Raw genomic sequence first — 25311 nt, 5'->3', positions numbered from 1 at the left:
TTGTACAAAGAGGTAAATAAGCATGTGTCGTAAAGTAACGATTAAGTAGTACCTACATGCGGCAGGGCAAATAGTTCGCCTTACAGGCAATAAACTGGGTAAGCAGAGCGTTATAGTAGAAAGGATAGGCTACGACAAGGGCGGTCACACCGTTTACCAAAAGCTGGGCAACGGTACCGAGACCACCTATGCCTTTGACAAGCAGCGTGAGCGGTTGCAGAACGCCAAGCTGACAATCGAGGGTCAGACTGTGATGGAGAACAGGTATCGTTATGATGCTGTGGATAATATCCTCGGTATTACGAATGCCGCCAACCCAACGTCGCTTACGAAACTCAACAAGGCGAAGCTGGGAGGAAGGAGTTCGCATACGTATGAGTATGACGAGCTGAACCGCCTTATTCATGCAAACGGTAAGGCAAAGCGTGCATCGTATGATATGGTGATGTCGTTCGGATGGATGAGTGAGCCGCTCACTAAGGTACAGAAAGTGGACTCAACGACAACTGCGAAGTCTTATAACTTTGCTTATAAGTATGAGGATAGTAACCATCCTACGGCTCCAACGCAGATTGGTCACGACCATTACACATACGATGCCAACGGTAATCCAACGCTGGTAACGAACGACTCAACGAACACTACCCGCGAGATGTATTGGGATGAGGACAACCGCTTGATGGTACTCTCTGATAATGGCAAGACGAGTCGTTACACTTACAATGCTGCTGGCGAACGCATCATGAAAAGTTACGGAACGATGGAGGGTGTGTATATCAATGGTGCACCGCAGGGAATCACGTTCCACGAAACGGATAACTTCACGCTCTACCCAGCAAGTATCCTCTCAGTCAATAAGAATCGTTTTACAAAGCATTACTTCATTGGTGACAAACGAGTTGCTTCAAGGATAGGGACGGGTCTCTTCAATAACGTTTACGGGCGTAACGGCTCATACGTAACGGCTGGTCAGCAGGATTATGTTGAACGTATGAATCAGATTCAGAAGCAGAAAGAGGCTTATTATAAGCAGCAGGGCATTGCACCTGGTGTACCTACAATGAAGGGTGCGTATGGTGACCCAGAGAATACAAAACGAGGGTATAACTCTATCATTGACACACTCGGTAACCACGATGTGCCACAAGGCTGGATTCAGACTCCACGCCCTAACACCACACCGAATACCAACCCTGGTCCACCTGTAAGCTGGAACGACCCGAGCAATACTGATGACCCACAGGCTGGTTATGGCTATATACCAAACGACACCACGAAGGAGGAAACCTTCTTCTACCATAATGACCACCTTGGCTCAACGTCTTACATCACAGACGATCATGCCAACATCACTCAGTATGATGCTTATCTGCCATACGGTGAACTGTTGGTTGATGAGCATAGTAGCAGCGAGGACATGCCCTACAAGTTCAATGGCAAGGAATTGGATGAAGAAACTGGACTGTATTACTATGGTGCCAGATACATGGATCCCAAAATCTCCATGTGGTTAGGGGTAGACCCGTTAACGGAAAAATATATAAGTGTGAGTGGATATGTTTATTGCATTGGAAATCCTATAAGATTTGTTGATCCTAATGGATGTTGGCATTGGGAAAAAAATGGTAATTTGCATGCTGATAGAAAAGATAACACCAAAACTTTAGCACAATTCCTTGGAACAAGCCAGAAGGATGTTCTGCAGATATTAAATAGAAATAATATTAGAACAACTAAAGGTGGTAATATTGCTGTTAGAAATTTAAGTAAACTTTCATTAGATAAAGGTTCATTATATACCGTAAAAGCAGATTTAAGTGGTACAGTGTTAGAGCAAACGCCAAATTTAAATATTGTTGCTCCAGAAAGTGCTAAAGGGGCTCAACAGGATCAATTAGCAATTAGTCATTATTATTTTGGAAATGGAGAGCCTGCCGATGTCGGAGATATTGCAACAAATCTTTTGATAAATACAAAAACTTTTCAAGACAATCTTAAAGCCGTAACAACAAAAGTAAGAGATAAGAATAGCTTTGATGTAGATATGACAGCCTTAGTGTTTCATATAGGAAAAACTGGCGTATCATATGCAGTTCATCCCGGCAAACAAACGAGTCATGTTGATTTTACATTGTTTAGAAAACCTAATTATGTTGATGGCTTTAGAGATCCTCTTGATTTAGGATTTGAATTAGGTGGGACACCATATGATTACAAAGCAAGGACAGTAACATACTATTTCAAACCTGTATTAACAACAAAAAAATGAGGAAGAGTATTTGCATAATAGGCATAGTCTTATTTCTTATTTTCATATGGGTCGATTATAGAAATTATTATATCGGCAAAAGTTTTATTAATTATCACATATTGCCATTTGATTTGAGAACAGAATGTTTGACTTATAAAAAGAAAGTAAATGGAAAATATGTGAGCATAATGGATTTTTCTTTTGTTTATAATAAATCAGAATATTTAGGCAATGGATCGGCTATCCCAAATGATACATATCATCCTCTATTTTATGTTAAATCAATCATTGGTTATTATTATAATAAGGAAGATATGATTATAAAATGTGAGGACACAAAATTCGTGGTTCATTATTTGAGACCAACTTTAAGAAATGGTGAGGTTGCGTTCAATGAGATTACTATTATCAATAAGAAAGAACTTTTAAATTATAAGTATATCTCTACAAGTATGAACTAATAGCCATGAGATAACCTTAATTAGAAACTAATAAACTTGCCAAGGTAAATGGCATCGTAAAAAGATAAGATCGGACAAGAACATCCATATGTTTAAGGCGGACAACACTGAACGAATGAATCGACACAACGCACTAAATCATTTCGCAATAGTACTGCAGAAACACTGCTGCATACGTGCAGTAATACTGCAAAGCCTCTGCAGAAGAACTGCAAGACGTATGCAGTAATCGTGCAGACTAAGTAAATTGAAATTCTTCGGTATAACAATGAACAATACGAGTACACGGAACATCCTCAACTACGCATCTACAGCAGGCAGGGCGAAGTCGTTAAGACTGTCCGAACGGTCATGGCGAGCGTGGCGGATATCAGGACTTATGTCTATGGTGCTACCTATGATAGCTGGAACCGGGTGCGGACAATGACTTACCCTGATGGCGAGGTGGTTACCTACCATTACAATGCTGCCGGACAGGTTGAGAGTCTTACGAGCAATAAACAGGGACGTCAGAGCGTTATTGTTGACAGGATAGGTTACGACAAGGAGGGTCATACGGTCTATACGAAACTCGGTAATGGCATGGAGACTACCTATACCTACGACAAGCAGCGTGAACGTCTGCAGGTGATGAACCTTACAGCGGATGGTCAGACTGTGATGGAGAACAGGTACCAGTATGATGCTGTGGATAATATCCTCGGTATTACGAATGCTGCCAACCCAACGTCGCTGATGAAACTCAACAAGGCGAAGCTGGGAGGAAGGAGTTCGCATACGTATGAGTATGACGAGCTGAGCCGCCTTATTCATGCCAGCGGTAAGGCAAAGCATGCATCGTATGATATGGTGATGTCGTTCGGACGGATGAGTGAGCCGCTGACAAAAGTTCAGAAGGTGGACTCAACGACAACTGCTAAGTCTTATGACTTTGCTTATAAGTACGAGGACAGTAATCATCCGACGGCTCCAACACAGATTGGTCACGACCATTACACATACGATGCCAACGGTAATCCAACACTGGTAACAAACGACTCAACGAACACTACCCGCGAGATGTACTGGGATGAAGACAACCGTCTGATGGTACTCTCTGATAATGGCAAGACGAGCCGTTATACCTACAATGCTGCTGGTGAACGCATCATGAAGAGTTACGGTACGATGGAGGGTGTGTATATCAATGGTGCACCACAGGGTATCACGTTCCACGAGACGGACAACTTCACGCTTTATCCTGCAAGTATCCTCTCTGTAAACAAGAATCGCTTTACGAAACATTACTTCCTTGGTGACAAACGAGTTGCTTCAAGGATAGGAACAGGTCTGTTTAACAACGTCTATGGACGCAACGGCTCATACGTAACGGCTGGTCAGCAGGACTATGCTGAACGCATGAATCAGATTCAGAAGCAGAAAGAGGCTTATTATAAACAGCAGGGCATTGCACCTGGTGTACCTACAATGAAGGGCGCGTATGGTGATCCGGAGAATACAAAACGAGGGTATAACTCTATCATTGACACACTCGGTAACCACGATGTGCCACAAGGTTGGATTCAGACTCCACGCCCCAACACCACACCGAATACCAACCCTGGTCCACCTGTAAGCTGGAACGACCCAAGCAACCCTGATGACCCACAGGCTGGTTATGGTTACATTCCTAATGACACAACGAAAGAGGAGACCTTCTTCTATCATAGTGACCACCTCGGCTCAACGTCTTACATCACAGATGATAAAGCCAACATCACACAGTATGATGCCTACCTGCCGTACGGCGAACTGTTGGTTGATGAACATAGTAGCAGTGAAGACCTACCGTATAAGTTCAATGGCAAGGAATTGGATGAAGAAACTGGACTGTATTACTATGGTGCCAGATATATGGACCCAAAAATCTCATTATGGTATGGAAGTGATCCTCTAAGTGAAGAATATGAAAATGTATCTACTTTTGTATATTGTCATGGGAATCCAATATGTTTATTCGACCCGGATGGACAAGGTGATTATTACACAAATGGAGGTGTATGGTTAGGCTCTGATCAAAAGAAAGATAATTTTGTTTATACAGCCAGTGGCGTCCATCAGAGTAAGGACAAAAATGGAAGTATGGTAAATGTTTTCGAAAATCCCCAGAAATTATCAATATCTCATTCCAAATTTATAAGCCAATCTTCAACAGTATATGGCGAGAGTAGTGCTTATAGAGTCCGAGATAAAAAAAGTGAACCATCGGAAGATTTGAAAAAGGAGATGTATGCAATTGCAAGTGTTCATCAGCGGAATTCAAAGGCTTATGGAATAAGTTCTGAGCCTGCAAAAGATTTTAGAAGTAAAAGTGCTAAAGAAAGAAATGATTTACCTCTTATGCGGACAGCTATTGCTGCTGAAATTAATGCACTTAAAAATGGTATAGATTATAGTTATGGTGCAACAATGTGGGATGGGGCCGAGCAAGCCCAATTCTCAGAAAATGAACAGCGTAAAAGTAATGGTCATTTTGAAATACATATGAATACTATGGGTTGGAATATTTCTCCAAAACATTATGCTCAGTGGAAAAATAATATTGGTAAATCATTCAAAGCACCTATGATTCGTGCTGCACGGGATTCTTTTTATAACTCAGTAACAAAGAAGTCAAATCCTAACCCTAATGCGGGAAAAATGCGGTTACAATCCACTGCTGTATATGGTAGAACAATATTTTGGAAAACAAATTAATAAAAATCTGTCATTATACAAGATATTAATTATGAAAGTGTTTTTACTTCTTTTTTTATTATATTTTCCTCTTAACAGTAAAGTAGCGGAAGATCATCAGGTGGATGTTACCTTATCGTATGAATCTGGGTATATTTCCAAGAGTCTATATATAAATGGAAAGAAAGAAGCTGTCTATAAAAGCAAGAAAAAGAAACCTATAAGGCTCACAAAAGTCGAGAAAGATATGCAAAATATCTTTTTCGAACAATTAAAATACTTGGAATCGTGGGGGGTGAATATAAAATATCCGGAGGTTATTTTCGAAGACCTTTGTATTATCTCTGATATATTATCCAATTATGATAAGTCGGAAATTCAATCTTTTATTCAAACAAAAGGCGATTGTAAAACAATTAATATATTAAAAATCAACAAATATTACACATATATTAATGCAAGAGTCGATTATGTTTTAACGCTCACAATAGTTATAGAAAAAGGCTTACTTAAAGAGTTCCGATATGAATACAAGCCAGATTTTTCTGACGAGACCGTTATTTACAGATGTCAGTACAAATATGATAATTATGGTAGAATTATATATATAACAACTTTAGGGAAAGAAAAAAATGAGATTAGAATAACATATGCGAGTTTAAGATAATAAGAAAGACTGTCTCATGAGCAATAAATTCGGGTAAGAATGGACTATTATCGAGAAGTTAGGTTATGAACATACCGTTTCTACTAATTTCGGTAATGGGATGGAAAGCAATTACACTTACAACACGTAGCACGAATGTTTGCAAGAGGTGATGTTCATCTCGTCGGGTAATACCGTCATGCAGAACAAGTACAAGTACAACTTAAACTTGGTGGATAATATCCTCGGTATCACCAACAGTGCCAATTCGCAGAATATCACTGAGAAGAACAAGGCGAAGCTCGGCGTTGCATACAGCCACAGCTACACTTACGATGGCATCAACCGATTGGTCTCTGCAAACGGCAAGGCCAAGACGGCATCGTACTGGCTCGATATGACCTACGGCATCATGGGCGAGCCGCTCACCAAAAAGCAAAAGGTGGATTCGAGCAAGGTGGCACAGTCGTATGCGTTTGCTTATCTGTACGAGGCCGGCGACCACCCTACGGCGCCCTCGCAAATCGGGCATAACCATAACACTTACGATGCCAACGGGAATCCGCTCACGGTAACCAACGATGGCACGAGCGAGACACGCGAGATGTACTGGGACGAGGACAACTGGCTGATGGTGCTTTCGGACAACGGCAAGACGAGCCGCTATACCTACAATGCCAGTGGCGAACGGATTATCAAGAGCCATGGAACGATGGAGGGCGTATATATCAACGGTGCTCCGCAGGGGATTACGTTCCACGAGACCGACAACTTCACGCTCTATCCGGCCTCAATTCTGACGGTGAACAAGAACCGCTTCACGAAGCACTACTTCATCGGCAGCCAGCGTATAGCTTCAAGAATCGGCACGGGTCTGTTCAATAATGTCTATGGGCGTAACGGCTCATACGTAACGGCTGGTCAGCAGGACTATGCAGAACGTATGAATCAGATACAGAAGCAGAAAGAAACATACTATAAACAGCAGGGCATTGCCCCTGGTGTACCTACAGAGAAGGGTGCGTATGGTGATCCAGAGAACACTGGTGTAGGGTATAATGCCGTCCTCACCGAACTCGGCAACCATGATGTGCCACAGGGTTGGGTACAGACTCCACGCCCTAACACCACACCGAATACCAACCCCGGTCCACTTGTAAGCTGGAACGACCCAAGCAACCCTGACGACCCACAGGCTGGTTATGGATATATTCCAAACGACACCACAAAAGAGGAGACCTTCTTCTATCACAGTGACCACCTCGGCTCAACGTCTTATATCACCGATGACAAGGGTAACATCACCCAATATGATGCTTACCTGCCGTATGGCGAGCTACTTGTCGATGAATATAGTAGTAGCGAGGACATGCCATACAAGTTCAACGGCAAAGAGATGGATTCTGAGACAGGCTTGTATTATTATGGTGCAAGGTACTTGAATCCTATGACAACTCTATGGTATGGGGTGGATCCGTTGGCGGAAAAGTATGTTCAAACTATCCCTTATCTATATGGTGGTGGAAATCCTGTTAGGATACTAGACCCCAATGGAATGGGATGGGTTGAAACAAAGGACAAGGGCGTCTATTGGGATGAAAGAGTCAACTCTGCTAAAGACAGAAAGTTTATCCCAGAAGGTGGAAGATATTTAGGAAATACTGTAAATATGTTCGATAATCAAGGACAATATAAATTCGGTGATAATCAAGGGAATATTCTTTCAGCCCACCCAATGGATGAAGTGTCTGTGTCCCATAAAAAACATGTTAATTTCTTAGACATTCTAAGTAATATGGGACTGGAACTTTGTAGATATAAAGAATTGCCAAAAACTTCTTCAGGTATCTATGCCCCTTTTAACTTTGACGCAATAGGATTGGAAGCTGGATTTAGTTTTCAAATTGCCAATTTACATTACTCTTATGGTCTCGGTTTCACAATTAGTGGTTCTGAGGGAGGTCTTTATAGCCTTATGTCTGCGGGGGGTGATTTGGCTAAACCTGCTTTAAGTTTTAATGCATATATCAACCTTGTTGGATACAAAAACCATACAAATTTAAAGAATAATATTGATCTGTATGAAGGTACTGGTTATAACAATGCCGCTACGATTGGCCCATTGAATGCCGTTTATGGAACACCTATTGATAATCATACCTATTCATCCTATGGACTAGGAACAGGAATAAGTATAAAAGCTATAGGAGGGAGTAATGGTGTATCTAGAGAGATGTTGAAAACAAAGTATATTTTTAAATTCTAATATGAGGCATATTATTTTATCTTTTCTTTTCTTTCTTAATTTCTCAAGCTGTATAACCTGCAATAAAATTGTACAAGACTTGAGGCCTATTGAATACAGCTTAAAAGGACAAAGTATGGGAAAACATGAAAACAGATTTTTTTTAATATTTGGAATAGATAATTGTGGGGAACATAAATGTATCAAGATTCCTTATTTTTGGGAGATAGAAGAGAACTATCAACCAGGCGATTATATTCTCAAGAAGAAAGGAGAAACTGATATATGTTTGATACGTGCAGATACTACTATTGTTCTTCCGATGTATTGTGACCAGGAGTTAGTACGTTAAAAATAATACAGGATTGTCTTTATTGTCTGGCAACACTCGTACAGCAAGGGGCTAGACGGATATCGACGGTGACGGACATCCAGATATTATTGTCGCTGATGGAGTAAAGCAGCTTATTGTCTATCGTAACCTTACGGGCAGAACGAACATGCTGCGCTCTGTGACGCTTCCTTTTGGTGGACATATTAATATCAACTATGAACAGACAACTCCAAGTTACGATTTGCCGGGACGTCGCTGGGTGATGTCATCTGTTGAGACTACGGGTGGATACAAGGAGAACGGAGCACTACGAAGTAGGAATACCTTTGAATATAGCGGTGGCTATCGTGACCGTCGTGAGCGTGACTTCTATGGTTTCAAGCAGGTACGTACCAATCAGATAGACACCGAGAACGGTGACAGACTCTATCGTTACTCCGTACAGACTTATGGTAAGAACAGGGATTACTATACGCATGGGTTTGTTACGAGTGAGTATCTCTATACTGCTGATGGAAAGAAACTGCAGGGATCTCTATATGACTACGACCTGAAGACACTCGCCGTTGGTCATAATACGGCTGATGCTGTTGTCTTCCCTGCCCTAAAGACACTTGTTCAGAGTAACTTTGATGTAAATAGTGGGGATAGCCTGGCGGTTGCTGTCAATAATACTTACGATGACTATGGTAACCTACAGGGATATAAGGAGACGACAACGGGCTATAGCTTAGAGGCAAACATCAACTATCATAAGATAGCAGATAAGTATATTGTCAGTGTTCCGAGCCATATCACTGTCAGCAGTGGTAGTAAGACTTACCGTGAACGCAGCACGAAGGTGGACGGAAACGGTGAGATAACGGAGATCATGCTCCATAACGGTGACAAGCCTTCTGTCTATAACATGACTTACGATGGCTATGGTAACATCACACGTATGATGAAGCCAGAGAACTATAACCATCAGCGTATGTTCTATGCCTACACCTATGATGACCTCTATCACAGTCTTGTGACAAGTGTCAAGGATGCCTACGGTTATAGCTCCAGTACGGCTTATGATGGTCTTTGGAATGCTCCGTCTGTAACGACCGACCTTAACGGGCAGAAGATGGAATACACCTACGATGCACTGGGCAGACAGATGACGATCCGTGCTCCGTATGAGATAGAAAGCGGTCAGCCGTTTACCATCCGCTTTGAGTACTTCCCTGCAGAACGCAAGGCACATACCATCCATTATTCTAAGGAAGGCAACATTGATACCTATACTTTCGCAGACTCACTGATGCGTGCCGTCCAGACGAAACAGACGGGCGTGGTGTGGTCTGGTGGCAGCAATCAAAAGGTCTCCATCGTCAGTGGAAGGGCTGTTATCGATGCCTTTGGACGTAATATTGCGGCTTATTACCCAATGACGGAGAGCCATGGTAATATTGGCACTTACAACCACGCTACGGGTGATCTGCAGGCAAAGACGGAGTATGATACGCACGACCGTACCATGAGTGTTACGCTTGCTGATGGCAGTGTGACACGTACAGCCTATAGTATCGGCAGCCATGACGGTGAACCAATGCTCCAGACAACGGTCACGGATGCACTGGGACGACATGCGGAGAGCTATACGGATGCCAAGGGGCGTAACCGTGAAACGGTGCAGCATGCCCGTGGTGAGGATATCACGGTGAAGTACAGCTATGACCCTGTCGGTCAGGTGATGACGGTTCAGCATCCTAACGGCAAGGAGACGAAGTATGCCTACGACTTGCTTGGTCGGAAACTGATGGTGAATCATCCTGATGCAGGTGAGACGGATATGACCTATGATGCGGCGGGTAACCTCCTGACGAAGCTCACAGCAGAACTTAGGAAGTCGATATCTGACAAGGGTTATATCTCTTACACCTACGACTTCGAACGGCTTCATGAGGTGCTTTATCCTGAAAATCTCTTCAACCGTGTTACTTATACCTATGGTAAGGCTGGCGATAAGTATAACCGTGCCGGTCGTCTTGCCCTTGTAGAGGATGCTTCGGGCGGTGAAGCCTATTACTATGGTCGTCAGGGTGAGGTGACGAAGACTGTCCGTACGGTCATGGCGAGCGTGGCGGATATCAGGACTTATGTCTATGGTGCTACGTACGACAGCTGGAACCGTGTGCAGACGATGACTTATCCTGACGGTGAAGTGGTAACTTATCACTACAATGCTGCAGGACAGGTGGAGAGCATGACGAGCAATAAACAGGGACGTCAGAGCGTTATTGTTGATAGGATAGGTTACGATAAGGAGGGTCATACAGTCTATACGAAGCTCGGTAATGGCACGGAGACAACCTATACCTACGATAAGCAGCGTGAACGTCTGCAGGTGATGAACCTTACAGCGGATGGTCAGACTGTGATGGAGAACAGGTACCAGTATGATGCTGTGGATAATATCCTCGGTATCACGAATGCTGCCAACCCAACGTCGCTGACGAAACTCAACAAGGCGAAGCTGGGAGGAAGGAGTTCGCATACGTATGAATATGATGAACTGAACCGCCTTATTCATGCAAGTGGTAAGGCTAAGCGTGCATCGTATGATATGGTGATGTCGTTCGGACGGATGAGTGAACCGCTGACGAAGGTACAGAAGGTGGACTCAACGACAACAGCTAAGTCTTATAACTTTGCTTATAAGTATGAGGACAGTAACCACCCGACGGCTCCAACGCAGATTGGTCACGACCATTACACATACGATGCCAACGGTAATCCAACGCTGGTAATGAACGACTCTACAAATGCTACCCGTGAGATGTATTGGGATGAAGACAACCGTCTGATGGTACTCTCTGACAACGGCAAGACGAGTCGTTATACTTACAATGCTGCTGGTGAACGCATCATGAAGAGTTACGGAACGATGGAAGGTGTGTATATTAATGGTGCACCACAAGGCATCACGTTCCACGAAACAGACAACTTCACGCTCTACCCAGCAAGTATCCTCTCTGTAAACAAGAATCGCTTTACAAAGCATTACTTCATTGGTGACAAACGAGTTGCTTCAAGGATAGGAACGGGTCTGTTTAACAACGTTTATGGACGCAACGGCTCATATGTAACTGCAGGTCAGCAGGACTATGCTGAACGTATGAATCAGATTCAGACACAGAAGGAAGCATACTATAAGAAGGTGGGTGTAGCTCCTGGTGTACCGACAGAAAAGGGTGCGTATGGTGATCCGGAGAACACGGGTGTTGGTTATAATGCTGTCCTTACAGAACTCGGTAACCATGATGTGCCACAGGGTTGGATTCAGACTCCACGTCCTAACACGACACCAGGCACCAACCCCGGCCCACCTGTAAGCTGGAATGACCCGAGCAACCCTGGTGACCCACAGGCTGGTTATGGTTATATTCCAAACGACACAACACGTGAGGAGACCTTCTTCTATCACAGTGACCATCTCGGTTCAACGTCTTACATCACAGACGATAAAGCCAACATCACCCAGTATGATGCTTACCTGCCATATGGTGAACTGTTAGTTGATGAGCACAGCAGCAGTGAAGAGCTACCATATAAGTTCAATGGCAAACAGTTCGATGAGGAAACTGGCTTGTACTATTATGGTGCAAGGTACTTGAATCCTATGACAAGTCTATGGTATGGAGTGGATCCTTTAGCGGAGAAGTATCCAGCTGAAAGTGTGCATACTTATACACATAACAACCCTGTTAAGTTTATAGATCCAAATGGTAAAGTTGCTTGGATTGCAGTTGGTGCTTTTGCTGGGGGATTAATAAATGCAGGTATTGCAGCATACCAAGGAAAATCCGCTAGAGAGATTGCTGGAGCTGCACTAAGTGGCGCTGTAAGCGGAGCTCTAATTGCAAGTGGTGCTGGTTTTGTGGCAACCGCCGCAGGTGGTACTGTTGCATCTTTAGGAGAAACGTTGATAGGAAAAGGGCATATAAACAAAAGAGATATTGCAGAAAGTGTTGTTAGTAATGTTGTAAGTGCAGGTATTGGTACTGGAGTGGGTAAAATTATAGAAAAAGGAGCAACAAAGTTGACGGCAAAGGTTGCAAATAAATATGCATCATCAGTTGTTCGTCAAGCTTTTCGTAAAGAAGTAAAAAGTGAAATCAAAAGAACATTGGGTACAACTTCTGGAAAATATGCAAAACAGCTTGCTAATAGAATGGTTAATCGAAGAGTGAGTGTTAATCGTCAATTTGATAGTCATCTTGCCATTTTTGGAAAAAATGCCACTAATTACCCTGTACAAACAGCAATTGGCGTGGCAGCAGGAAAAATGACACCTTCAATGTTTTCATATGGTTATTCAACTTATAAAAGGTCTACTTCTAATGGCAAAAGATTTTAATATATATACATATCCTACCTTTTTTTTATTGTTATTGATAATGCTAATACCATTTGCATTATCAGTAGGTGATATTATGAATAATCACCAAAGCAATATGAAAATAATACTTTTGATTTCAGTATTTATAATCATTATTCTTATTTATGGATTAGTAAAAACTCGCAATAGAAAAATAGTCATAAATGAGTTGGGCTTACTAATTACAGAAAAGGAAGGAAATATGAAGATTTCATGGAAGGAAATATCGCACATCTTTTTTTGTTCAACACCATTTTTGGGGCTATATGTAAAAATAACTTTTACCAATCGAAGGGATCCTTTAATTATTTACTTTGGAAAAAGCAGTTTGTGGAGTGTTAATTTTTATCGTTTTCGGATAGCCATATTGGCGTTTTCGCATAAAAAGGATATAATAGTTGTAAAATCTAATCAATGGTATCTAAAGCTAATATAGAAAATAAATACACAGATAGAGAAAAGAATTCATGTCTATATTTGGTAACAGCAAGATAAGTTGCTACACCTATAGCAGGTGGCGCGTGTTTCATGAAGAGCTACGGAACGGTTGAGGTGTGTATATCAATGGTGCACCGCAGGGAATCACGTTCCACGAGACGGACAACTTCACGCTTTATCCAGCAAGTATCCTCTCTGTCAACAAGAATCGCTTTACAAAGCATTACTTCATTGGTGACAAACGAGTTGCTTCAAGGATAGGGACAGGTCTTTTTAATAACGTCTATGGGCGTAACGGCTCATATGTAACAGCTGGTCAGCAGGATTATGCGGAGCGTATGAATCAGATACAGAAGCAGAAAGAGGCATACTATAAGCAGCAGGGCATTGCACCTGGTGTACCTACAATGAAGGGTGCGTATGGTGACCCCGAGAATACAAAACGAGGGTATAACTCTATCATTGACACACTCGGTAACCATGATGTTCCACAGGGCTGGATTCAGACACCACATCCTAACACGATACCAGGTACCAACCCTGGTCCACCTGTAAGCTGGAACGACCCGAGTAACCCTGATGACCCGCAGGCTGGATATGGTTATATTCCCAATGACACTACGAAAGAGGAAACCTTCTTCTATCACAGTGATCACCTTGGCAGTACGTCTTACATCACGGACGACAGAGCCAACATCACACAGTATGATGCTTACTTGCCATACGGTGAACTGTTAGTTGACGAGCATAGTAGCAGTGAAGACCTACCATATAAGTTTAACGGCAAACAGTTCGATGAAGAGACTGGTCTATACTATTATGGTGCAAGGTACTTGAATCCTATGTCAAGTATTTGGTATGGGGTGGATCCAATGAGCCTCACAAAGCCAACGTTACTTAGTTATGTCTATTGCTCTGATAATCCTATTAGATACTATGACAAAGATGGAAAAATAGGGATTGATGGTGTTATTATCGGAGGGGTTGCTGGTGGATTATCGCAATATTTAACGATTATCATGGATAAGATGGATAAGGTCTCTATAAACTCTTTCATCAATGCAAATAAAGAATTAGAGGGGAGAGATTATTTGAGCATCACATGGGGTATTGCAACAGGTGCAGCGGAAGGTGCCATCAATAATGGCATTTCAAGCATTTTGAAGATTATTAAAAACCCTGTAGCAAAGTTTATAGCTAAAGAGGGGGATTGGCTTCTTATTGGAAGGTCTCGAAAATGTTATAGGGAGAGTTATAAATAAAGAAGAAATGTCTGTGAAGTCCATCATAGCAGAAACTCTTATAAGCAAAGGAGTTGGACATATTCTCCCGTCAAGCTATCTAAAAAAAGCAACAGCAGAGGCTAGGCATAACTATAGTGTTGCTTTACATAAATTAGAAAAATTACAGTCACGTAGAACTCCTAACATGAAATTAATTAGAAATGCTAAATCAGCAATGAGAGAAGCGAGAGCATTATATGGGACTTTGGTCTCATTTACAACAGGGGTAGAGACGGTAAAAAAAGAAGTTGGAAAGAAAGTACAATCACAATTACCTAAAGATTATGGTGGTCAATAAAATGGAATACAAACAAGTTCGTAGATATCTTCTATTGATGATCTCTGGCTGTATTATATATTTATTCTACAGTATTATAGTTGTTTATTACGATACTCAAGCAATTAAATCGGGTCCAATTAAGTCATATAAAATAGTGTCAGAACATAGTGGTGCTATAAATATAACTTCATATATCATAGTACGTTATATGAGTAAGGAATACACTGTCACAGTAAGTAGGAAGGATATAAATGACGGGAATCTAAATAAAATTTTATACCATAATAAATGGAATGATACACTTTTTTATGATGAAAAAGAGGATATATATGTTAGGTTGGGAATTCTTTCATTAGGCCTGCTCTCAGTACTTTGCATGAGACTCTATATGAAAGGTTATCATGGAAGTAAGAAATGAAGCTTATTTTTGCCCTTTTGTTCTTGCTCTTGTAGAGAATGCTTCGGGCGGTGAAGCCTATTACTATGGTCGACAGGGTGAGGTGACGAAAACTGTCCGTACAGTCATGGCGAGCGTAGCAGATATTAGGACTTATGTCTATGGTGCTACCTATGACAGCTGGAATCGTGTACAGACAATGACTTATCCTGACGGTGAAGTGGTAACTTATCACTACAATGCTGCCGGACAGGTTGAGTGTCTTACGAGCAATAAACAGGGACGTCAGAGCGTTATAGTTGACAGGATAGGTTACGACAAGGAGGGTCATACGGTCTATACGAAACTTGGTAATGGCACGGAGACAACCTATACCTACGACAAGCAGCGTGAACGTCTGCAGGTGATGAACCTTACAGCGGATGGTCAGACTGTGATGGAAAACAAGTATCGCTATGATGCTGTGGATAATATCCTCGGTATTACGAATGCTGCCAACCCAACGTCGCTGACGAAACTCAACAAGGCGAAGTTAGGAGGAAGGAGTTCGCATACGTATGAGTATGATGAACTGAACCGCCTTGTCCACGCAAACGGTAAGGCAAAGCGTGCATCGTATGATATGGTGATGTCGTTCGGACGGATGAGTGAACCGCTCACTAAGGTACAGAAAGTGGACTCAACAACAACCGCCAAGTCTTATAACTTTGCTTATAAGTATGAGGACAGCAACCACCCGACGGCTCCAACGCAGATTGGTCATGACCATTACACCTACGATGCCAACGGTAATCCAACGCTGGTAACGAACGACTCAACCAACACGACCCGTGAGATGTACTGGGACGAGGACAACCGCCTGATGGTCTTAAGCGATAATGGCAAAACCTCACGCTATACTTATAACGCTGCTGGCGAACGCATCATGAAGAGTTACGGTACGATGGAGGGTGTGTATATCAATGGAGCACCGCAGGGTATTACTTTCCACGAGACGGACAACTTCACACTTTATCCTGCAAGTATCCTCTCTGTCAACAAGAACCGCTTCACGAAGCATTACTTCCTTGGTGACAAACGAGCTGCTTCAAGGCTAGGAACAGGCTTGTTCAATAACGTCTATGGACGTAACGGCTCATACGTTACTGCTGGTCAGCAGGATTATGCTGAACGTATGAACCAAATACAACGTCAGAAGGAAGCATACTATAAGCAGCAGGGCATTGCCCCTGGTGTACCTACAATGAAGGGTGCGTATGGTGACCCCGAGAATACAAAACGAGGGTATAACTCTATCATTGACACACTCGGTAACCACGATGTGCCACAGGGGTGGATTCAAACTCCACGCCCCAACACCACACCGAATACTAACCCCGGTCCACCTGTAAGCTGGAATGATCCAAGCAACCCTGATGACCCGCAGGCTGGTTATGGCTACATTCCTAATGATACCACACGTGAAGAGACCTTCTTCTATCACAGTGACCACCTCGGCTCAACGTCTTACATCACAGATGATAAAGCCAACATCACACAGTATGATGCTTACTTACCGTATGGGGAGCTATTAGTTGACGAGCATAGCAGCAGTGAAGAACTACCATATAAGTTCAATGGCAAACAGTTTGATGAAGAGACAGGTTTGTACTATTACGGTGCAAGGTACATGAACCCTGTTACCAGTCTGTGGTATGGAGTGGATCCAATGCAAGAAAAAAACACAAGGACAAGCACTTATACTTACACCTTGGGTAACCCAATTAAGTTTGTAGATTCGACAGGCATGGATGGAGAAGTTACGGGTAATGGAACAAAGGAATCTCCATTTGTAATTCATGCGGAATATTATTATGTGAAGTCGGATCTCAAGCCTGATGAAGTAAAGGGATTAGAGCTTGCTATTAACGAATATAATAATAATGGAACTGTATACAAAGTCCCAAAAGCAAAGCCTATAGGGCTCAATGCCCCGTATTCTAATAATACCCTTTTCTACAATCTGGACAATGATAATCCTTTATATGTAAGATTTGATTTAAGGTTACGTACTTTTAATTCATCAGGAGAATTGAATGAAGCACTTGAGCGTAGTATTATAGGAAAAGATATAAATAACATGGATGTAAGATTTGGTAATAAAATAAAGATTGGTATGTCTGAAGTAACATCAGGGAATATTCCGTTAGGTTCAGATGGTAGTTATCCTTGGTGTATAGAATTGTATCGTAATGGAATAGAGAATCTTCTCTCACACTCGGGATACTCTAAAGACATATATCGTGCATTATTCGTTCATGAAATTGGTCATAACTTGGGCTTAATTCATCCTGAAACGAATTTTAGGGCGGGTTACTCAGACGTATTTTATACGCAAATTATGTCCCAAGCTCTTCCAAACTTTGCAAATACACAATTCAAAATGCAAAATGGTTTTTCATTATTTGATAATAATCCACATGTAGATACTGGGGGCATTGCATTAATGTTGAGTCGGATTGGGCGAGATCGAGGAACACGTGTTGGATTAATAATGCCAAAGGAATAAAAAATGAAATCAATATTTTTGTTATTATTATTCTACGTTTTACCTATTTATGCTCAGGAAACTATATCCGTAGATGCATATATAGTAGATAGGTTTCCTGCCCAGATGTTGAAAATTGTAGGGAATTATAAGAGAAAACGCTATTTCTTTATAAGAAGAATTGGTGAACGAGATTATATTCGAAAAGACTCTGTAATCAAAACTTTAAAGAAGGATGCAATCACTAATGAATATGAAAATGAGCTATACATACGTACGCCGCCTTTTACAGATTCTATTTACAATAAATTAGGACAGGTTAAAATACGGATAAAAGAAAAAAAGAAAAGATTAAAAATCACATATATAAATGGAGTCAATTCTTATATTTATATATTCTATAATATATCTGGACTAGCGAAGTTCTATGTCTTTGACTATAATTATATAAAATTCCATAACCACTTGAAGGAAAATTTATCATTTTGGGGGGATGATATACCTATAATAAAATTTAGTAATAATAACTTGAAAGTATATTTTTTTTATGATTATAAATTATCACAAATAAAGTTGATAGATGATTCTCTGTAAATTATATTTCATAGATAGATTTATGAGCACCTTACGAAGCATTACTTCATTGGTGACAAACGAGTTGCTTCAAGGATTGGAACGGGTCTGTTCAATAATGTCTATGGACGCAACGGCTCATACGTAACAGCTGGTCAGCAGGACTATGCGGAACGTATGAATCAGATACAGACACAGAAGGAGGCTTATTATAAGAAAGTGGGTGTAGCACCTGGTGTACCAACAGAGAAGGGTGCGTATGGTGATCCAGAGAACACGGGTGTTGGTTATAATGCTGTTCTCACCGAACTCGGTAACCATGATGTGCCACAGGGTTGGATTCAGACTCCACATCCTAACCCAAGTTTAACCCCCACTTTCGCCTATTTCTTGCAGTGACCGTACTTTCCTCGTTTTTCTTATGGGTTCTGTGTCCTACAAATTTTATTCTTTTTGTATGGTGAGTGTTTTAAGTTCAACTTATCGTATATCTGTTTTGCTTGCTTCGAAGGACTACTACATTGGCGCATCTCGATGTTCTCTCCTAATGGATTCTTCCCTTTTGTTGTGACGAGCTTCTGGGTGCTCATACGTCGTACAATCTCGGTCCAGTAACAGGATTCTCCTTCTCGTTTTAATTGACAACGGATGGTGTTTACCACCCAATAGGCTAATAAACCGAAGAAGAGGTGTGCGTCGCTTCTCTCATCTTTCTGATGATAGATAGGACGGAGGTTGAGATCATTCTTTAGTTGCCTGTTCGTGCATTCTATCTCACGAATGAGATTGTAGTATTCCCATGTCACACGCTCATCAAGTGTCCTGACATTGCTGCGGAGGAAGTATACTCCGTGACCAGATTCCATTGCGGAGAGGTCTTTTATCTCCCAGTCTATGCGCAGCATCTGCTTGGGTTTCTTCTCATCTTTTATGTAGCTTATCTGATAGAACTTCGCTATAGATGGGTACTTCTGTATGGCACGTCCTGTACGTTCAACAACCTTTTCATAGGTTTTCGTTCCACCTTTCTTGGAGATTCCATCGTTTATTCTCTGCAGTTCCATCTCAAAACGCTCTCTCCAGACCCTGTTCATGGACGACTCTGTCATAGCTTTCGAAGGAGATGTTATTTCGAGATAATAATCCTTGTTATCCTCTGTCTTAACCTCTTTCAGCGTTATCTTCTGCCGACGGGCATCCATTACCGTAACACTCCTGTTATCATCACTGAGCGTATAGTCCTTCATTTTCGTACGAGATACGCAGAGATAATTGTAACCTTTTCTTTTAATCAGCTCCAAGTTCTCTTCCGTGGCAACACCTGCATCCATGACAACGAGCGTATCCTTTGTCCGTGATGGATTCCTCTTTGCCAGCGTGTCAATCATATCGGGCAGAGACTTGGGGTCTGCTGTATTACCCTCCAAGATAGAAGAATAACGTATAAAACCTTCTTTATTGATACATAGTGCAAGTACAAGTAGCTTACAGTCAGAGCGTTTTTCTTTTGACCGACCGAACTTGGCCTTGTCGCTGTTACGCTTACTGCCCTCGAAATAGAAGTTGGTTAAGTCGAAGAGCATCAACTTGTTGTCTATATTAAAAGGTCGTCAGTAACGTTGCACAGATGACGCTCTAACTGTTCCTTTAGTTCATATAATTTGTCAGTGACTTTATATAGAGAATTGATTCCTGGTGTCCAGCCAGGAACTCCACTATAAAGTTCACCAGCAGCAGAGTTATCGCGCAAATAATAATAAGACGAACGTTCAGAAACTGCATATACTGTGCGAACAATCAATGCTGACAAAGCCGTGTGTATCGTATTCTCTGTCCAGCCGTTTCTGCGCAGGAAACCCTCTAATTGCAGTTTGTCTATCGTCTGCTTGCAGAGCCACTCAGCACCGACATTCCTTGCGTCAGTATATTTTGCCGTCTCAAGGTCAACGTAGTTCTCATATTTTCTCAGCGACTTCTGCTCTTCCTTGTTAAACCTATCGATTCCACCTTCTTGCTCCATACGGCTCCACCATTCGTCAGCCTTTGCCTGTTCAATAGGAGTAAGTCCGTCAAGATGTTCCTTGAAAAGCGAGGGTGTACTTCTGTTTTTGAAGCGTTCGGTAAGTGCGTATGCAATTTTTCGAACCTGTACGGCAGTAAGTGAAGGTTCAAAACCGATGTTCAACAGAATTAGCGAATGTACATGACCCTGCACGTCACGATATGACTCCTTGATGCGATAATAAGGAGCCATGTCGCCTGTTGCAGGGTTGAATCGTGTCTGTACATTTGCGTGCATGAGTGCAAAGTAACAAAATAATTTTGATATGACGGTGTCCTACAATTCGGATTTTACACCTCGTTACAATACCCTATGCTTGATTATCAATCATTTATAAAATTGATACTACACAAAACATCCCGAATATTTATGAAAATATTTTTGCCAGTTAAACTTGGGCTAACACCACACCTGGCACCAACCCCGGCGCTCCCATCTCATGGAACGACCCAAGCAACCCTGATGACCCGCAGGCTGGATACGGTTACATCCCTAATGATACAACGAAAGAAGAAACCTTCTTTTATCACAGTGACCACCTCGGCAGCACGTCTTACATCACAGATGATAAAGCCAACATCACCCAGTATGATGCCTACCTGCCGTATGGTGAGCTGTTGGTAGACGAGCATAGTAGTAGTGAAGAACTACCGTATAAGTTCAATGGCAAACAGTTTGATGAGGAAACAGGCTTGTACTATTACGGTGCAAGGTACATGAACCCTATGGCAAGTATTTGGTATGGGGTAGATGCATTTGCAGAGAAGTATGTTGAAAGTAGTGGTTATGTTTTTTGTATAGATAATCCTATTAAATTAATAGATTCTGATGGCAATAAATGGGATATCCACACTTCGAAAAATAAAGATGGTAAAACAAATGTACTTATAAACGTTACAGGAGTAGTTTATAATAACTCCAGGGATAAGAAATAAATATTAATAACGTCAGAGATCAAATAAAGCACAAATAGAATCGAGATATACTTTCTCCTCGAAAAATATAATGTTAAAACTAATATTAATTTACGGGTTGTCAATTCTGTTGAAGATATTCAAAAGATGATCATGTTTTCGAAATAGTTGATCAAAATAGGTTTGAAAGTAATTCCATATTAGCTACTAGTGATTTAAACGGATTACATATTAGGATAGGACCAAGAGCTGTGAAAGGTTTACTAAATGGTTCAAACACTCGGACCATCCCCCATGAGTTAGGGCATTCTGCAGGATTACGTGATGCAAACATAGAAATAATGGAGTTGTTAATTTATATAGTAACCTTATGACTCAAACTGGGTATTTAAGACGCAATCATGTATATAATTATGCAAATGTAGGTAAGCTTGAGGATTCTCAAATACAAAGTATTATTCATAACTATAATACAGGGCAAATTAATCGATATTCTCCAATTAGTAACCATATTGGTATCAGAATAGGAACAATGAGTTGGACTAGTTCATTTTTGAAGATGTATACATATAAAAGACTAAGCAGATGAGACTTTACATTATAATTATCATATTATGTGCTTTCTTAGTTTCTTGCAAAGATAAGAAATATAACTATAAAAGCAAAGGAGAATGGGTCCACTTAAAAATGGAGAAACTATAGATGGTTATACCAGAATAGGTGACAGCATTTATGGGGGCTATGGAGATTCAATATATTTACATACAACGATGCCAGCACTAAGGGCGTTGATGTAAGTAGCTTCATGGTATGTAAAAATACAGGGTATGCGAAAGATTCGTACCATGTTTATTATCCGCTAAGGCTTGTTTGTGAGGATGCTATGGACTTTGGTGGATGTTATTTTAAGGACTATATTATGGAAGATGTTTCTCCTGAGTCGTTTATATATATAGGACAAGGATATGCTACTGATGGTTATAAATTATTTAAAGAAGGTAAAGAGGTGAATAACCTTCCAATTAAATGATTGGAAAATTAGTCTATTTCTAGAGTTATACTCTCAAACAAAATTGGCTTGTAAGCAGCTTATATACGTGAATGAGTTTAGGTTTTAGCAGAATAATCGAAAAATAAGGGGAATATCTTTATGGATGTTCCTCTTATTTGTTTCTTCTCAACCTTATGCTTAATTCTTTAAAGGCTTAAAATCATTCTTTTGAAAATAGTCTTGACTCTTTGTTTATCCATAGCATTATCTGTTAGATATTATTGAAATTTGAATTTCTCAATAGAGATTCTGCTTTTGGTTCTCTTTGTTTCAATGTAAAGAACACTTATAAATATGAGAAGAAGCATATATTTCTTGGATACAGTTTTTGATATTACATGGTTTATCGCTACTCTAACCCCCTAACATAGTTTTTGTATTTAGTTGCTGTCACTTTTAACACTCTACGTAGACCGCTTGTTATCAATGCGTTGCAACGTAGAGAATTGTGACAGGAGTGACAGAAAAATAGAAAAGCAGTCGTTTTAATGGTGTTGTTCTAATAATGCAGAGAAGCCAGTAATCTGTTGTCACAAAAGAAAAAAGAATATTAGCAGTGTTTGTAATAAAGATTCACAAATTGAAAATAGTAGGTATTCTTGGATATGGTAAAAGATGGTTCTTCCGTTAAATGCGTAGATACTTTTCATATAGCTTTAACGGGAAAACCGAAGTAATTCATTAAATAAAAACATAGTCAAGACTGTCAACTGTCCATTCTATTATCACCCTCCAACACCGAAAACCCTTTCATTTTAATACTTCAAAAATGCAGATAAGGTTCTGAAAAATCATTACATAATTTCGGATAAAACATCTATAAATAATGGCAATAACACGTTTAAAAAGCAAGTTTGCAACCAACAGAAAATCAATTAGTTATAAACTCGTGCAAGAAAAGGTGCTTAATTGGACTTCAAAAGGGCGTTAGCAACACTCCAAAAGGGTATCTTTTACAAGTCAATTAGGCATCTTTTAGAAGCCAAAAGAGCATGTATTGGTCTTGAGTTGACTATGCCTAAATTTACTTCACACTTTTTGGTTATTGTTACTGAATTGGTTTACACATTTTTACTTGCTTCCTGAACAGCTTTACCTCCCCCATGGAAACTTTACTGATTCGCTTTACATAATCATAAACTTTGACAATGAAGTCCGAACGTGTGTAGCACATGTTCAAAGTTAATATTTTTCCTTCAACTTACAAAAATTAATACTATGAAAAGCACAGAAAGCCTTATGCCACATTGCAGTGCCTTTCTCTCATTTGTCTTGGCGTAAGCATGCCGTTACTCATATGGGGTCTCTTATTGTTGTAGAAGTCTATGATACCAGCAATAGTGCATCGTGCATCATCGAGGTTCTTCGGTCGTTTCATGTGGTAGAGCCACTCTTGCTTTATTATTCCGTTCACTCTTTCGGCGATTGCATTATCTGTAGGGTTGTAGTCTTCAGTCATGCTTATGCCTGAGTGTATACTCTCCAGCCTTGCCACGTAGGCGTTGCTGCAGTATTGAACCCCACGATCAGAGTGGTGCGTCATCAGCGAGAGATCCATACCCTGTGACTGTTCTATTGCCATGTCTAGGGCAGCAAGCGTATTGACAGCCTGCAGACTGTCAGAAAGCTTCCATCCGATTATCTCATGAGTGAACGCATCGGTTATGAGGTGAAGATAGACCACACCATCCTCAGTATCTATATACGTGATGTCTGCTACCCAGAGTTGTGCAGGACGTGTAAGAACCATTCCTTTTGCCGTGTTCTTATACTTGAAATAGTTGTGATTGGAGTTCGTGGTGTGGCGACATCTGGATGGCTTCAGCATAAGGTGATGCTTGTGCATTAGCTGGTAGAACCTGTCGCGCCCAAGCATTAAGCCTGGATAGATATCCATAAGCATGTGCAAAAGTTTCTGTGCTCCTATTCGAGGAGCATCTGCACGAACATCCATTACTGCACGTACGACAATTTTCTCAGTAAGTTTACGGTGCTCCCTCTTCTCCTTACTCACAGAGTAATAGCCTTCACGAGTCTTGCCAAACAGTCCACTCAGCAGCCCAATTGATAAACGAGGGTTGCTGACTCGAAGGCTGTCTACTGCCTGGCGCCAGCTTTTTTTAGCAAATCTTCACCGTATTCCTTACTGCTTATCTCTATGACTTTCATCAAACCTTGATTGCGAAGTTCAGAATACTCCAAAGCTTTCTTCAAATTGGATACTTGTTCTTCAAGCTCTTCCTCACGCGTTAGAGGGGCTTTCTCCATAGCTTTCTTACTACGCATAGCTTTTACTTTAGTAATAATATCATGCGACAAAGATAGCTTTTTTTCATCTAAATCATACTTTTTTTGCCATTGATAAAAGCTGGCACTATTAATGTCGTACTTACGACAGATGAAATTAATTGACACTTCGGATGAGTAATACTCACGAAGTAAAGTGAGAATAAAGTTCTCACTGAATGTTCTGTGTTTAGAATGTTTACTTCCCATTTTGAATTTTAAATGTTAAAATGATGTGAAGTAAATCTGCTATAAGACATGCTCTGGGTCAGCGAATTCTCACACCCATAATCTACAAATCAGGCGTTCACTATTATCCTCTATGGAACAGAACCATGCTAATAAGCAAACAGAGTTTCAACCATGCCAACGCGTATGTAACAAAAGAACAGAAGACCTCCTCAAAAGAATAAGGGAAAGACTTTAAAAGAAAATTA

Annotated in this window: 10 protein-coding genes and 6 pseudogenes; 13 read left to right on the top strand and 3 right to left on the bottom strand. The window is 41.0% G+C overall.

Features of this window, described 5'->3' with window-relative positions; genetic code table 11:
* The first annotated feature begins 652 nt into the window (after positions 1 to 652).
* From J5A56_RS12435 to J5A56_RS13955, 12 genes and pseudogenes are all read left to right on the top strand, one after another.
* Positions 653 to 2269 carry an RHS repeat-associated core domain-containing protein gene (locus J5A56_RS12435; RefSeq protein ID WP_249112200.1) on the top strand — a complete coding sequence of 539 codons (1617 nt, stop codon included), beginning with the start codon at positions 653 to 655 and terminating at the stop codon, positions 2267 to 2269.
* 1178 nt (positions 2270 to 3447) lie between these two features.
* Positions 3448 to 5448, top strand: coding sequence for an RHS repeat domain-containing protein (locus J5A56_RS12430; protein WP_432757721.1), 2001 nt, complete (start codon positions 3448 to 3450; stop codon positions 5446 to 5448).
* Positions 5417 to 6094, top strand: coding sequence for a hypothetical protein (locus J5A56_RS12425; RefSeq protein ID WP_021671509.1), 678 nt, complete (start codon positions 5417 to 5419; stop codon positions 6092 to 6094). The genes J5A56_RS12430 and J5A56_RS12425 overlap by 32 nt, the downstream gene beginning before the upstream one ends.
* 583 nt (positions 6095 to 6677) lie before the next feature.
* Positions 6678 to 8339, top strand: a complete 1662-nt coding sequence (locus J5A56_RS12420; RefSeq protein WP_211815602.1) for an RHS repeat domain-containing protein — start codon at positions 6678 to 6680, stop codon at positions 8337 to 8339.
* Between the two features lie 115 nt (positions 8340 to 8454).
* On the top strand, positions 8455 to 8670 hold the full coding sequence (locus J5A56_RS12415; RefSeq protein ID WP_155945330.1) for a hypothetical protein: 216 nt from the start codon (positions 8455 to 8457) through the stop codon (positions 8668 to 8670).
* 58 nt (positions 8671 to 8728) lie between these two features.
* A pseudogene (locus J5A56_RS12410) lies at positions 8729 to 13042 on the top strand (RHS repeat-associated core domain-containing protein); the annotation flags it as partial.
* Positions 13026 to 13499 (top strand): hypothetical protein, encoded by a 474-nt coding sequence (locus tag J5A56_RS12405; RefSeq protein WP_036918826.1) that lies wholly within the window; start codon positions 13026 to 13028, stop codon positions 13497 to 13499. The pseudogene J5A56_RS12410 and the gene J5A56_RS12405, both read left to right, overlap by 17 nt.
* A 37-nt stretch (positions 13500 to 13536) precedes the next feature.
* Positions 13537 to 14454 (top strand): annotated as a pseudogene (locus J5A56_RS12400) (RHS repeat-associated core domain-containing protein); the annotation flags it as partial.
* Between the two features lie 322 nt (positions 14455 to 14776).
* Positions 14777 to 15082, top strand: a complete 306-nt coding sequence (locus J5A56_RS12395) for a hypothetical protein (RefSeq protein ID WP_196801649.1) — start codon at positions 14777 to 14779, stop codon at positions 15080 to 15082.
* Positions 15083 to 16083: 1001 nt separating this feature from the next.
* Positions 16084 to 18009, top strand: a complete 1926-nt coding sequence (locus J5A56_RS13670) for an RHS repeat-associated core domain-containing protein (RefSeq protein ID WP_432757720.1) — start codon at positions 16084 to 16086, stop codon at positions 18007 to 18009.
* A gap of 3 nt (positions 18010 to 18012) precedes the next feature.
* A complete protein-coding gene (locus J5A56_RS12385) occupies positions 18013 to 18582 on the top strand; it encodes a hypothetical protein (protein WP_021672197.1) in 570 nt (189 codons plus the stop codon).
* A gap of 33 nt (positions 18583 to 18615) precedes the next feature.
* Positions 18616 to 18936: pseudogene (locus J5A56_RS13955) on the top strand (RHS repeat-associated core domain-containing protein); the annotation flags it as partial.
* 44 nt (positions 18937 to 18980) lie between these two features.
* Here the strand turns inward: J5A56_RS13955 and J5A56_RS13950 are convergent.
* Positions 18981 to 20860 (bottom strand): annotated as a pseudogene (locus J5A56_RS13950) (IS1634 family transposase).
* A 164-nt stretch (positions 20861 to 21024) separates the two neighbouring features.
* On the opposite strand from J5A56_RS13950, the pseudogene J5A56_RS12370 reads away from it, so the two are divergent.
* Positions 21025 to 21465 (top strand): annotated as a pseudogene (locus tag J5A56_RS12370) (RHS repeat domain-containing protein); the annotation flags it as partial.
* 2360 nt (positions 21466 to 23825) lie between these two features.
* Here the strand turns inward: J5A56_RS12370 and J5A56_RS12365 are convergent.
* Positions 23826 to 24659 (bottom strand): annotated as a pseudogene (locus J5A56_RS12365) (IS3 family transposase); the annotation flags it as partial.
* Positions 24660 to 24685: 26 nt separating this feature from the next.
* A complete protein-coding gene (locus J5A56_RS12360; protein WP_021670644.1) occupies positions 24686 to 25084 on the bottom strand; it encodes a transposase in 399 nt (132 codons plus the stop codon).
* Between the last annotated feature and the right edge of the window lie 227 nt (positions 25085 to 25311).

This window comes from Prevotella melaninogenica (assembly GCF_018128065.1).
Taxonomy (GTDB): domain Bacteria; phylum Bacteroidota; class Bacteroidia; order Bacteroidales; family Bacteroidaceae; genus Prevotella.
The sequence above is the reverse complement of the archived record's forward strand: the minus strand, read 5'-3'. Positions and strand labels throughout refer to the sequence as shown.